Raw genomic sequence first — 12,003 nt, forward strand, 5'->3', positions numbered from 1 at the left:
ATGCATGTTCTGATCGTGGAAGATGATCCATTGCACCGTGCCTATCTCAGCGAGGCTGTGCGTGCGGCACTGCCCGAATGCCGTGAGGTGCTGGAAGCAGAGAATGGCTCGGCAGGTGAGAAACTGGCACGCCAGCATCGCGCTGCCCATGTTGTCATGGATTTACAGATGAACGGTCGCAACGGCATCGAGGCCGCGCGCACCATCTGGAAGGAAAATCCCGAGACGCGTATCCTGTTCTGGTCCAACTATGCTGACGAGGCCTATGTGCGCGGCGTGTCGCGCATCGTGCCGGAAGGGGCCGCTTACGGCTATGTGTTGAAATCGGCTTCCGATGACAAGCTAAGGCTGGCGTTGCGCAGCATTTTCGTTGAGGCGCAGTGCGTGATCGATCGCGAAGTGCGTGGCCTGCAGCAAAAGAGCCTTGGTCATGCCAGCGGTTTCAGCGAAAGTGAATACGAAATTCTGGTCGATATAGCGTTGGGCCTGACGGACCGTGTTATTGCGCGCCGCCGCAATCTGTCGCTGAGGAGCGTCCAGAACCGATTGCAGCAACTTTATGAAAAACTTGGCGTTTACCAGGAAAAAGGTGAGCCGGAGGAAGGGCGTTTCAACCTCCGGGCTCGTGCCGTGACGGTTGCGCTTTTGCGCAAACTACTGAACTACAGCGCGCTGGAACGCGCTGAAGTCGAGCTGAACGAGTGGCTCAGCCGACAGCCGCCTTCAGGCGACGCTGCTCAAGATCGAGGCCGAGTTCCGACGCGCGGGCGATGACCGGCGCGAAGCGACGCTGCTTCTTTTCCTCATGGTTGGAAGCGATGTCCGCAACGCGGTGTTTGAGAAACGGATTGAGAAATCGCTCTCGGACCGAGTCCACATAGGCTTTGGCCTGTTCGCCGATGCCGTCCGCAGCAAAAACCGGCAGAACTTCCTCACGCCATACCGCTTCCAGTTCACGCCGGATCGTCTCGTCCTGCATGGCTTCCAGCACGATCTCGTCCTTCGAGCGGTCGCGCTTCAGCCATTGTTCGGCGATGAATGTATGGCCGAGATTGAGCAGATAGAGTTTCAGATGCTCGTAGCGCGCAAGATCGTCGGTGACGACGATATCGTCGTGTTCGCAAGGGAGTGTCAGGCCATCCGCTTTCTCAATTGCCCAGAGCGCGTAGGGTTCGGCGATAGCGCCGATTGGCTCGATAGGTTCGGAAACGATGCGGTCCACAAGGCTGTTGGCGAAGACGCAGCGCGTTTCGAGCCATCGCAGGAAGCTGTCCGGCAGCTTCCAGTCATTTGCGAGACCGATGAGGATCGCGCGCAGTTTGTCGCCATTGCGCGAGATCAGTTCGCAGGGAAATAACGACAGTGAGGCATCTGGATTTCGCTGCCACCGATGATGCAGAAGCACCAGAAGTTTTGCCGGGAAACTCTTTGGCAAAGCACTCGGATTAACAAGAAGCGAATTGTCATCACTCGGGTCGAGTTCATAGCCCTTGTCGCCGGTATTGGAAAGGATCACATCAACGCTGGTGCCAAGGTCGAGAATCGCCACCCAGTCGTGATGTGCGGAATAGGCAGCGACAACGCCTTTCGCCTGATGTTCAGTCTCGGACGGCTTACCGTCGACAAGTCCACGAATCCTTACGGGATAGCTGCGGCTGTCGTTCAAAGCCGCAATACGCTGGCTGCTTTGCGGGTTTGAAGTCGTCTGCACGACGGCAATTGTCCCGACGGCTTTGCCTTTCAACAGTGCTTCCGAAACAAAGAAATCGGCATGAGCCAACAGAAATCGGCTCGTGCCGAACTGCAGGATCGCTGGCTTCTCGTGCATGATCTTCTCCCATTAAGCGTTGGTTTTACCTAAGCGATGCACGCCAAATTGGTCAAGCCAGTAGGAATCTCTATCGGGAGATTGGTTGGGCTTCAGATGTGGAAATGTGCAATTTGCCGCAATTTCTTGGGGCTTCAAGCATATTGCGCTTCTTTTCGGTCGGAAATATGGTAAGGCCAATTCGAGGAGAAGCGAATTTGGGAGCACAATGAGCGACTTTACGACAACTGCCGAACCCCGCAGGCTTTATCAGCAGATCGCAGACCGGGTGAGAAGTCTCATCCAGGAGGGTCAGTTTCCTGCTGGCAGCAGGTTGCCAGCCGAACGTGAGCTGGCACAGCAGCTTGGCGTGTCGCGGCCTTCGCTACGCGAGGCGCTGATTGCGCTGGAAATTGCGGGTAACGTCGAAATTCGCATGGGTTCTGGCATCTACGTCACGGCAGAGTCGGAAAAGCGATCGTTTTCGCATGGTGCTTCCATCGGCGAGAGCCCGCTTGAAATCATGCAGGCGCGCGAAATGGTCGAAGGGAGCGTAGTCGTGACGGCCTGTGCTCGCATGACGCCCGAACGGTTGGCCGAATTGCGTGCAACGATTGACGCGATGAAGGTGAATGTCGATGCCGGTAACAAGGCGATTGAACTCGACAGGCAGTTTCATCTGCTCATCGCCGAGCAATCGGGCAACTCCGTATTGGCACGCATCGTGCGCGATCTTTTCGACGAGCGGCATAGTCCGCTGACATCGCATATCAGAACGCGCTTCGAGGACAACGCGACATGGGCTCTGGCATTGGCTGAGCACGAAGCCATCTATGCGGCGCTGGAAGCAAGGGACCCGCTTCAGGCGCAGGCTGCGATGCGAACGCATCTGGATCGATCCAAGCAGCGTTGGATGGATAATGAGCCCCGCGACTGATTGACCGGGACGATTTGGGAGTGAGGTCAGACACATGAATGAAGCCGTTGCTACGGCAGTTGCGCCGGTTATTCTGCTGCATCCGTCGGACGATGTCGCGGTGGCACGCATTTCGGTTCGCGCTGGTGCGCCGATCGGCTTGCACGGGATCGTGGCTCGTGAACTTATCGGGCGTGGGCATAAGGTCGCCATTCGCGACATTCCAGAAGGCAAAGAAGTCCTGAAATACGGTCAGGTGATCGGCGTTGCGACGAAGGATATTGCGCAGGGCGAGCATGTGCATTTGCAGAATCTCGCCATGCTGCCCTCCGAACATGAGCATCAGTTCTCCATTGATATTGATGAACGCGGTATGCTGCCGGAGGCCGAACGCCGTCATTTCATGGGTTATGACCGGGGCGCTGGCGGTGTAGGCACACGCAATTTCATCGGCGTGATTTCGTCAGTCAATTGCTCGGCTACGGTGTCGCGTTACATCGCCGATTATTTCAACCGCATGGGCGGTCTCGATGGTTTTGACAATGTCGACGGCGTCGTGGCTCTGACACACGGCAGCGGTTGCGCGCTCAATACCAAATCGGAAGGCTATCGCCTGCTGACCCGCACTATTCAGGGCTATGCCAAGCATCCGAATTTCGGCGGCATATTGCTGATTGGGCTTGGCTGCGAGACCAACCAGATCGCGCCGATCCTCGAACATTATCGCATGGAGGAAGGCTCGCGCCTGCGCACCATGACGATCCAGCAGCATGGCGGCACGCGCAAGACGATCGATCATGCGATTGCCGAGATCAAGGAAATGCTGCCGCTGGTCAATTCTGCGGTACGCACCAAACAGCCTTTGTCGAAGCTGAAAGTGGCGCTGGAATGCGGCGGATCGGACGGTTATTCCGGCATCTCGGCCAATCCGGCATTGGGCTATGCCTCGGACCTTATTGTGCGCAATGGCGGCACGACCGTCCTGTCGGAGACGCCGGAAATCTATGGTGCCGAACATCTTCTGACGCGTCGCGCAGTAACGCCTGCGGTGGCGGAAAAGCTGTTGCAGCGTATCGACTGGTGGCGTGATTACACCGCGCGCAATGGCGATGAGCTCAACAACAATCCGTCGCATGGTAACAAGCTTGGCGGGCTGACCACCATTCTGGAAAAGTCGCTCGGTGCGGTTGCCAAGGGTGGCTCCATGCCGCTCAAGGCCGTCTATGAATTCGCTGAAACCGTGACTGAACCCGGCTTCGTGTTCATGGATACGCCGGGGTACGATCCCGTCGCTGTGACCGGACAGGTCGCTGGCGGCTGCAATGTCATCTGCTTCACTACAGGTCGCGGTTCGGTTTCCGGCTTCAAGCCTTCGCCCTGTATCAAGATCGCCACGAATTCCGAAATGTACGAGCACATGAAGGAAGACATGGACATCAATTGCGGTGGCATCGTCACCGGCGATGAGACCATCGAGCAGTCAGGTACTCGCATCTTCGAGCACATAATCGCGGTCGCATCTGGCGAGAAGACGCTGAGCGAAGTCTACGACTATGGCGACAACGAATTTGTACCTTGGCAGGTCGGCGCCGTAACTTGACCCCCCTCCCTAATGACCCACTGACAGGAATAATACGATGGTCAAAGCTCTGCGTATCGAGAGCGAAAACGTCACACGTTTTGCAGAAATCGACGAAGCGCCATTGCTGGCCGGACAAGTCCGTGTGCGGGTTCGCCATGTGGGTCTTTGCGGTAGCGATCTGAACACTTTCAAAGGGCTTAATCCGCTGGTGCAGCTGCCGCGTATTCCTGGGCATGAAATCGGCGGCGAGATCATGGAAGCCGGAGAGGGCGTCAGCGGTGTCTACGCCAAGGGCAAGCGGGTCATCGTGCTGCCTTATACGAATTGCGGTGAATGCTCGTCGTGCCGCAAAGGCCGGCTCAATGCGTGCCGTTATAACAAGACGCTTGGCGTGCAACAAAATGGCGGTCTGGCCGATCAGATCGTGCTGCCGGCCGAAAAGCTGATCCTCAACGATACGCTGGCACCTCGTCATCTGGCGCTGGTGGAGCCACTTTCGGTTGGCTTCCATGCCGTTGAGCGCGGGCGCGTTCAGGCCGGTGACACGGTTGCGGTTCTCGGTTGCGGCATGATCGGCATGGGTGTTCTTATCGGCGCGCTCGCCCGCGGCGCCCAGGTCATCGCCATTGATCCGAGTGCTGAAAAGCGCGAGCTGGCACTACAGTTTGGCGCAACGCATGCTTTGCCGGGCGGTGAGGATGTCGTCGCAAAGGTTCAGGAACTGACCAACGACGATGGTGTGGATATCGCATTTGAAGCAGTTGGCCTGCCGATCACGTTCACGCAGGCCATCGATCTTGCCGGCTTTGCCGGTCGGGTGGTTTATGTCGGCTATTCCAAAGCGCCAGTCACCTATCAGACGCAGTTCTTCAACCTGAAGGAACTCGACATCATGGGATCGCGCAATGCAACGTTCGCGGATTTCGAGGCAGTCATCGCGCATCTGGAAAAGCTTGGGACGGATGCCGACAAGCTGATCTCAAAGATATTTCCGTTCGATGAAGCCGAAGCGGCACTTCCCTACTGGGACGGCGACCGCAATGTTTTGAAGATCATCATCGAACGCGACTGAAATCGAAGCAAATGTCCGATGCCGGGAAGGAAGGCATCGGGCGCTCCTGGAGGAAACCGGCCACAAGGCCAATTGTTGAATGACCCTATAGGGGAGGATAGTGATGAAGAAACTCGTTACCGGCATGATCGCCGCTGGCATGTTGCTGGCTGGAAGTGTGGCTGCATACGCTGCCAATGTGACGATCAAGGTTGCCTATGAAAACAACCCAGGCGAACCTTTCGATCAGGTTATGCATTACTGGAAAGATGATCTTGCAAAGCGCAGCAATGGCGAAATCACGCTTGAGCTCTATCCAAGCTCGCAGCTTGGCTCCAAGAAGGATGTGACCGAGCAGGCCATGATGGGCCTCAATGTTGTGACGATTTCCGACGTTGGGTTCCTGGCAGAGTATGAGCCTGACCTTGGCGTACTGTACGGTCCTTTCCTCACCGACGATCCGACACAGCTTTTCAAGGTCTATGACGGCCCTTGGTTCAAAGAGAAAAGCGAAGAGTTGAAGAAGAAAGGCATTCACATCGTGATGCCGAACTATCTTTACGGTATTCGCCAGATCATTTCCAAGAAGCCTGTCCGCACCCCGGAAGACCTGAAGGGTATGAAGATCCGCGTGCCGAACAATGTCATGCAGATCAAGACCTTTGAAGCCATGGGCGCGACGCCCACCCCGATGCCGCTGGGCGAAACCTTTCCGGCGCTGGCGCAGGGCGTGATCGATGGCGTGGAGAACCCGATTTCGGTGCTCTACGGCCAGAAGTTCCAGGAGGAGGCCAAGTATCTGAGTAAGGTTGGCTATCTGACCAATGTGGCTCTTATCGTCGGTGGCGAAGCCTTTTTCTCCACGCTGCCGGAAGACCAGCTCAAGATGATTCACGAGTCTGCCTATGATGCGGGCCTTTACAGCCAGAAGCTGACGATCGAAAAAGACAATGAAATGATCGAAAAGATGAAGGAAGCCGGTGTCGAGGTCATTGATGTCGACCGTGCTCCTTTCAAGGCGCTTGCTGAAAAGGTCTACACCCAGTTCCCGGAATGGTCGCCTGGTCTTTATGAGAAGATCAAAGCCGAACTGAACTGATCCATCCTTATTCGGATATCACCATGTCGCGGCTTTGCTGCGACATGGTTCGCTCGTGGAATTCAATCCGATGAAACTGTTTGAAAAACTGATCGAATGGTTGGCTGTACTGCCGCTGTTCATCCTGCTTGCGATGTTCAACATCGCCGTTGTCATGCGCTACTGGATGCAGCAGCCATTGCAATGGACCGAAGAAATGGCCGGTCTGTTGATGATCTGGATCGTGATGCTCGGCAGCGTTGCCGCAGAACGCAGCAACCAGCATCTTGCCATTCCTATGCTTGTGGACATGTTGTCGGAAAAGGTGCGCGACGTTGTAAATGCCATCGTCTCTACCCTGTCGGGGCTCTTCCTGCTTTACGTTTCCTATGCCGGTTACAAGCTCTCGGTTGCCACTCAGTTTAAAGTCACCGACGTGCTGCGGGTTTCTTATTACTGGATCGATATCGCAGTGCCCGTCGGCTTCATTATCATCGCTTTTTATATGTTTGCAGCAGCATTCAAGTCCTTGCGTGCCGCTTTTGCGGGGGGCAAGGCATGAACCTGATGACCATCGTTCTCATCATGTTGGCGCTGATCGCGCTCAATATGCGCCTTTATGTAGCCATCCTTATTGCGGTCTTCACCTATTTCATCTTCTTTAACCAGATGCCGATAGCGATTGCCGTGCAGCGCTTTATCAGTCCGGCACAGAACACGTCGCTGCTCGCCATTCCGTTCTTTATCATGCTTGGCACGGTAATGTCGCATACCGGCATTGCAGAACGTCTGATCAAGGTTGCGGAAATTCTGGTTGGGCGCATGCGCGGCGGCATGGCACTCACCAACATCATGGTTTCGACCCTGATGGGTGGCGTCAGCGCTTCCAATCTGGCCGACAGTGCCATGCTCACCCGCATGATGGTGCCGGAGATGGTCAAGCGTGGCTATGACAAGGCATTTTCCTGTGCCGTGACGGCTTCGGGCTCGCTGATCACGCCGATCATTCCTCCGGGCATTGCACTCATTATCTATGGCCTGATCGCTGACGTTTCGATCGGCAAGATGTTCATGGCGGGTGTGCTGCCGGGCATTCTGGGCGCCGTTATCCTGATGATCGCGGCCTATGCGACGTCAGTAAAGCGCGGCTACAAGCCAAGCCGTGAAAGGCGGATGAGCGGCGCCGAGGTTGCTTCGACGCTTGCTTCGGCGTGGCCTGCGGTCCTGTTGCTGTTCGCTATCATCGGCGGCATTCGCATGAACATATTCACGCCGACGGAAGCCGGTGCAGTTGCTGTTACGCTGGTTCTGATCATCGGTTTCGTGATCTATCGCGAAATGCGCATCTCGCATGTGGTGGATTCGTTGATCGAGACGGCGAAATCGACCGCGTCCGTCATGCTGGTCATCATGGCATCGTCAGCGCTTGCATGGGTGTTCTCGCTTGAACAGGCTGGCCAGTCACTCATGCAGCTTATCTCATCCGTCACCAGTAATCCTTATGTGTTCCTGCTGGCAGTCAACGTGATCCTGCTGGTTCTGGGTGCATTGATTGAGGGCACGGCGCTGATGATCGTGCTGGTGCCGCTTCTGATGCCGACGGTAAAGGCTCTGGGTATCGATCCGGCCCATTTCGGTATCATCGTGATTATCAATTTGTCGATTGGCACGCTAACACCGCCTGTCGGGACGGTCATGCTGATGGTCTGCAATATCGCGAAGGTGAGAGTTGGAGATTTCACCCGCCAGGCATTGAGTATGTATCTGGCGCTGTTCATCCTGCTGGCGCTAGTCACTTACGTGCCGATTATCTCAACATATCTGGCTCATTAGGGCATCTCCAGCACAGGCGCGAAGCGGTTTTGCGTAGGATAATGCGTAAAAGACAAAGAGGCAGAGCATTTCGATTGTTTCAATTTAAACTGGAAATGCTCAAAAAAAGCGCGGGGTTTCCCGCGCTTTTTCATTTGTTCACCACGGGTTTTCAACACGCGGCCAGATGGCACGACTGAGCTTGTGATAATTGGTTGTGCGTGGATCGCTCGGATAGGAACTGGGCGCGGCGACATAGATGATTTCGGCAGCGATCGGAGCGAAGCCCGCGTGGAAATGATTGGTGGATTTGACCACCAATATATCCTTTTTCATGGGCTCAACGCCGACATTTGAAAAGATATTTGGCTCGAATGTCTGCGTTCGGTTGGTGTTGAGAATAATGTCAATCTCGGTGCCTTCAATGCGCACCACCGCCGACGCTCCCAGTGTCACGCGGCTTGGACCAAAACTCTGCCAGCCTTCGGTAAGGGTTTTCATGACCATTACGCGGGCATCGATGGGTTCGCCCCCCAGCGGACCGGATTTGCCGCCGAAACGCAGATCGATCACAGCGCCTTCGCCCGCCGCATGACAGAATGTCACTGCGATAGGGTCCCAGATCGTAGCAACGCCGATGTTGGCGATGCCGCGCTCGATCAGGCGACGAAGGATATAGGTCCCGTCGCCCGCGACGCCACCGCCGGGATTGTCCCATACGTCTGCGATTACAGCTGGCTTTGCAGGATTGTCCGCATGGGCGGCCAACGCCCGGTCGATGCCTTGATCTGTGTCAAACATCGTCATCAAGGTTTGCTCGCGCATGGCGATCAGTTCACGTCCGAGCTTTTCTGCAAGTGCTACACCCTTTGCCGGATCGTTGTCGGTGACCACAAGAATGCGGGTTCCCATTTCCGGCACATCGGCAGCCATGAAGCCATGAATGACGGAAATGGACAGAATGCCATCCTTACCGTGCATTGCCTTTATACGGTCGATGAAGGAGCGCATCGGCTCCTTACTCGTAGGGAACACACCGATCATACGGCAGTCGAAGGTGGATATGACCGGCTTGGTGCGATCCCTCAGGGCATCGAGTGCAAGATCAACCACGTGTTCGCCGCGTTCGTAAAAATCCGTGTGAGGAAATTCGAGGAACGACGCGAAAATATTGAGGTTTTCGACACGCTTCGGCGTCAGATGGCTATGTGGATCGAACTCGCTTGCGACGAGTACATCCGGTCCGACAATAGCTCGCACGTGCTCCAGAAGGTCGCCTTCGCAATCATCGTAGCCTTGGGCGACCATGGCGCCATGCAGGCCAAGGACGACCGCATGGACGGGCATTGCGGCCTTGAGCTGATCGAGAATTTCATCGCGCAATTCCTCGAAAGCCTGTCGCTGCAACAATCCGCCCGGCTCCGCCCAGGTGGCCGTGCCTTCGATGATAGTCAATCCTTCCGCGGCAGCGCGTTTACGCAATGCCACGATGGGCGAGGAGCACAATGTTGGCGTTTCCGGGTGCTTGCCCGGTTTGGCATAGAAGGCCATTTCAAACGAGGCCTTGTCTGTCGGAACCGGCGAGAACGTGTTGGTTTCTGTCGCAAGCGACGCGGTGAAAATGCGCATTGAAGTACTCTGTGCGGATGAGGTGGAGTGCTTATTTCTGCGGTGCGTAGGCGATGGCCTCGACTTCGATTTTGATATCGATCATCAGGCGGGATTCGACCGTGGTGCGCGCCGGAGGCTCCTTTGGAAAATAGGTGCCGTAAACAGTATTCATCCGTCCGAAATCGCGCGCATCCTCCAACCAGACAGTTGTCTTGACCACGTCGTCCATGGTGGCTCCGGCCAATGCCAGCACGGCCTTGACGTTTTCGAGCACCTGCTTTGTTTGAGCTTCGATGCCGCCTTCTACGACGTGACCGTCAGGTCCGACCGGGACCTGTCCCGAAATATAGACTGTGTCGCCTGCGCGGACAGCGGGGGAAAGAGGCACATGCGATGCGCCGAAGACCTGCTTTCTGGACATCATTTTCTCCGGTTATTTGACGGCTCCAAGGGCCAGTCCCTTGATGAGATAGCGCTGGAGCCAGATGAAAAGGACGGCGACTGGGAGCGTGGCAAGGAAGGTCGCCGCCATTACGTAATGCCATTCGACGGTGTAGCGTCCCGCCACCAGTGAGAAGACTTGAATGGGCAGGGTGTAACTCTCCTGCCTGCGCAACATCGTCAGGGCAACGACGAATTCGTTCCATGCATTGATGAAGGTGAAGATACCCGTGACGGCAATGGCAGGCAGGCAAAGCGGCAGGAACACTTTTATCAGTGTCTTGCCGCGTCCAGCCCCTTCCATCCATGAGGCTTCTTCCAGATCGCGTGGGATGGTGTCGAAATAGCTTTGCAGCATCCACACCGTAAAGGCGATGTTGAAGGCCATGTAGACCGCACCGACCGCAGAGACACTTTCGATCAGTCCATAGGCGGCGAGAAGCCGGAAAAGGCCCAGTACCAGAACAATGGGCGAGATCATCTGCGAAATAAGCAGGAATTGTCGGAATGCGCCATGGCCATCAAAGCGAAAGCGCGACATCGCATAGGCGGCAGGAATAGAGACAATGATTGCGCCAACGGAAGCAATGACCGAAACATAAAGCGAGTTCAGAAGTGCCTGCCCGAACTTGGTTTGACCCCACATTTCCGAAAAGTTCTGCCAGCGGAAGCTGCTGGGCCACCATGTGGGAGACAGGACTTCCTGTGGCGGCTTGACGGCGGTGAAAAACATTACCGCAAAGGGAAACAGTGTCAGCACGATGAGGGGCGATAGAACCGCCCAGGCGATGAGCGTGCGTTTCAGCTTTGAACCTGTCATGTACGTTCTCCTCGCATCGCAAGGCGGATATAGATCGCTGTGAAGACCAGGAGTATCGCCAGCATGATAAGTGATACGGCGGAGGCCTCCCCCAGCTTTCCGAGGCGGAAAGCGAGCTTGTAGAGATGCGTCACGAGAATATCGGTGGAGTTTGCCGGTCCGCCCTGTGTCATGACCCAGATGATTGGGAATGAATTGAAGACATAGATCGTATTGAGCACGATAGCGATATTCACGAATGGTTTGAGCAGCGGAAAGGTGATCTCTCGAAACTGCTGCCACAGACTGGCGCCTTCGAGGGACGATGCTTCGTAGAGATCTTCCGGGATGGATGACAGTCCGCCGAGAAAGATCGTGGTCGTGAAGGGCACGGTGACGAGAATGCCGACCAGTATTTGCATCGGAAAGGCGGTAGCCGCACTGGCCAGCCATTGAATATTGCTGTCGATGATGCCGAGATTGCGCAGGGCGGAATTGAGCATTCCGCTTTCGCCGTTGAGTGCCCAACGCCAGACGATGGCTGTCATGGTAAGAGAAACTGCCCATGGCAGCATGACGATGACGCGCGCTACAGAGCGGCCGTAGAAATCCATGTTGAGAATGATAGCGACCGGAATGGAGACGATCAGCGCACCGCCCACAACCGCTACGGTCCAGATCGCGGTGCGCCAGAGTGAGTTGAGAAAATCGGGCGTTGCGAAAAGCGCAGTGAAGTTTGCGCCATTATTGAAATCGCTAAGCTGCCCGAAGCGGTTCACGTCATGGCTGGCAATTTCAACGAGATGCACCACGGGCCAGAAGATTACCACCGCAGCCAGGAGCAGGCTCGGTAGGATCAGGAGATAGGGCAGAGTGCGGCTTTGCATCGGCTATCAATGTCCCGGA

General features: G+C 55.7%; 12 protein-coding genes. 7 read left to right on the forward strand and 5 right to left on the reverse strand.

From position 1 onward, the window contains the following. Nucleotides 1–774: a response regulator transcription factor gene (locus tag FJQ48_RS04250; RefSeq protein ID WP_139973965.1), complete on the forward strand. Its 774-nt coding sequence runs from the start codon at nucleotides 1–3 to the stop codon at nucleotides 772–774. On the opposite strand, the gene FJQ48_RS04255 is transcribed toward FJQ48_RS04250, so the two are convergent. Next, nucleotides 707–1,828, reverse strand: a complete 1,122-nt coding sequence (locus FJQ48_RS04255; RefSeq protein ID WP_139973966.1) for a mannitol dehydrogenase family protein — start codon at nucleotides 1,826–1,828, stop codon at nucleotides 707–709. The two genes, FJQ48_RS04250 and FJQ48_RS04255, sit on opposite strands and share 68 nt — an antisense overlap. A 208-nt stretch (nucleotides 1,829–2,036) precedes the next feature. Between FJQ48_RS04255 and FJQ48_RS04260 the strand changes: the two genes are divergently transcribed. The 6 genes from FJQ48_RS04260 to FJQ48_RS04285 all read left to right on the forward strand — a co-directional run bounded on the left by FJQ48_RS04260 (nucleotide 2,037) and on the right by FJQ48_RS04285 (nucleotide 8,267). Next, nucleotides 2,037–2,744 carry a FadR/GntR family transcriptional regulator gene (locus FJQ48_RS04260; RefSeq protein ID WP_139973967.1) on the forward strand — a complete coding sequence of 236 codons (708 nt, stop codon included), beginning with the start codon at nucleotides 2,037–2,039 and terminating at the stop codon, nucleotides 2,742–2,744. Between the two features lie 34 nt (nucleotides 2,745–2,778). Further along, nucleotides 2,779–4,323, forward strand: a complete 1,545-nt coding sequence (locus tag FJQ48_RS04265) for an altronate dehydratase family protein (RefSeq protein WP_139973968.1) — start codon at nucleotides 2,779–2,781, stop codon at nucleotides 4,321–4,323. 37 nt (nucleotides 4,324–4,360) lie between these two features. Further along, nucleotides 4,361–5,377, forward strand: coding sequence for a zinc-binding alcohol dehydrogenase family protein (locus FJQ48_RS04270; protein ID WP_139973969.1), 1,017 nt, complete (start codon nucleotides 4,361–4,363; stop codon nucleotides 5,375–5,377). A 103-nt stretch (nucleotides 5,378–5,480) separates the two neighbouring features. Continuing rightward, entirely contained in the window at nucleotides 5,481–6,455 is a 975-nt protein-coding gene (locus FJQ48_RS04275) for a C4-dicarboxylate TRAP transporter substrate-binding protein (protein ID WP_139973970.1), read from the forward strand. A 70-nt stretch (nucleotides 6,456–6,525) separates the two neighbouring features. Continuing rightward, the gene (locus FJQ48_RS04280; protein ID WP_180350115.1) at nucleotides 6,526–6,996 is read left to right on the forward strand and encodes a TRAP transporter small permease; all 471 of its coding nucleotides are present in this window, start codon (nucleotides 6,526–6,528) and stop codon (nucleotides 6,994–6,996) included. Beyond that, a complete protein-coding gene (locus FJQ48_RS04285; protein WP_139973972.1) occupies nucleotides 6,993–8,267 on the forward strand; it encodes a TRAP transporter large permease in 1,275 nt (424 codons plus the stop codon). The genes FJQ48_RS04280 and FJQ48_RS04285 overlap by 4 nt, the downstream gene beginning before the upstream one ends. 138 nt (nucleotides 8,268–8,405) lie before the next feature. Here FJQ48_RS04285 and FJQ48_RS04290 read toward each other — a convergent pair whose 3' ends face one another. Genes FJQ48_RS04290 through FJQ48_RS04305 form a run of 4 tightly spaced genes read right to left on the reverse strand, consistent with a single transcriptional unit; the run spans nucleotide 8,406 to nucleotide 11,984 of the window. Continuing rightward, the gene (locus tag FJQ48_RS04290; protein ID WP_139973973.1) at nucleotides 8,406–9,875 is read right to left on the reverse strand and encodes a M81 family metallopeptidase; all 1,470 of its coding nucleotides are present in this window, start codon (nucleotides 9,873–9,875) and stop codon (nucleotides 8,406–8,408) included. 31 nt (nucleotides 9,876–9,906) lie between these two features. Then, nucleotides 9,907–10,278 (reverse strand): RidA family protein, encoded by a 372-nt coding sequence (locus FJQ48_RS04295; protein WP_139973974.1) that lies wholly within the window; start codon nucleotides 10,276–10,278, stop codon nucleotides 9,907–9,909. Between the two features lie 12 nt (nucleotides 10,279–10,290). Further along, entirely contained in the window at nucleotides 10,291–11,118 is an 828-nt protein-coding gene (locus FJQ48_RS04300) for a carbohydrate ABC transporter permease (protein WP_139973975.1), read from the reverse strand. Further along, the gene (locus tag FJQ48_RS04305; protein WP_139973976.1) at nucleotides 11,115–11,984 is read right to left on the reverse strand and encodes a sugar ABC transporter permease; all 870 of its coding nucleotides are present in this window, start codon (nucleotides 11,982–11,984) and stop codon (nucleotides 11,115–11,117) included. Before FJQ48_RS04305 ends, FJQ48_RS04300 begins: the two co-directional genes overlap by 4 nt. Nucleotides 11,985–12,003 lie beyond the last annotated feature (19 nt).

Source organism: Ochrobactrum sp. CGA5, assembly GCF_006345815.1.
Lineage (GTDB): Bacteria > Pseudomonadota > Alphaproteobacteria > Rhizobiales > Rhizobiaceae > Brucella.

Excerpts from the sequence above, each read along its gene's own strand:
- FJQ48_RS04290 (WP_139973973.1), bottom strand. The coding sequence starts at position 9,875 with ATGCGCATTTTCACCGCGTCGCTTGCGACAGAAACCAACACGTTCTCG.
- FJQ48_RS04260 (WP_139973967.1), top strand. The coding sequence starts at position 2,037 with ATGAGCGACTTTACGACAACTGCCGAACCCCGCAGGCTTTATCAGCAG.
- FJQ48_RS04300 (WP_139973975.1), bottom strand. The coding sequence starts at position 11,118 with ATGACAGGTTCAAAGCTGAAACGCACGCTCATCGCCTGGGCGGTTCTA.
- FJQ48_RS04280 (WP_180350115.1), top strand. The coding sequence starts at position 6,526 with ATGAAACTGTTTGAAAAACTGATCGAATGGTTGGCTGTACTGCCGCTG.
- FJQ48_RS04305 (WP_139973976.1), bottom strand. The coding sequence starts at position 11,984 with ATGCAAAGCCGCACTCTGCCCTATCTCCTGATCCTACCGAGCCTGCTC.
- FJQ48_RS04295 (WP_139973974.1), bottom strand. The coding sequence starts at position 10,278 with ATGTCCAGAAAGCAGGTCTTCGGCGCATCGCATGTGCCTCTTTCCCCC.
- FJQ48_RS04270 (WP_139973969.1), top strand. The coding sequence starts at position 4,361 with ATGGTCAAAGCTCTGCGTATCGAGAGCGAAAACGTCACACGTTTTGCA.
- FJQ48_RS04265 (WP_139973968.1), top strand. The coding sequence starts at position 2,779 with ATGAATGAAGCCGTTGCTACGGCAGTTGCGCCGGTTATTCTGCTGCAT.
- FJQ48_RS04275 (WP_139973970.1), top strand. The coding sequence starts at position 5,481 with ATGAAGAAACTCGTTACCGGCATGATCGCCGCTGGCATGTTGCTGGCT.
- FJQ48_RS04255 (WP_139973966.1), bottom strand. The coding sequence starts at position 1,828 with ATGCACGAGAAGCCAGCGATCCTGCAGTTCGGCACGAGCCGATTTCTG.
- FJQ48_RS04285 (WP_139973972.1), top strand. The coding sequence starts at position 6,993 with ATGAACCTGATGACCATCGTTCTCATCATGTTGGCGCTGATCGCGCTC.
- FJQ48_RS04250 (WP_139973965.1), top strand. The coding sequence starts at position 1 with ATGCATGTTCTGATCGTGGAAGATGATCCATTGCACCGTGCCTATCTC.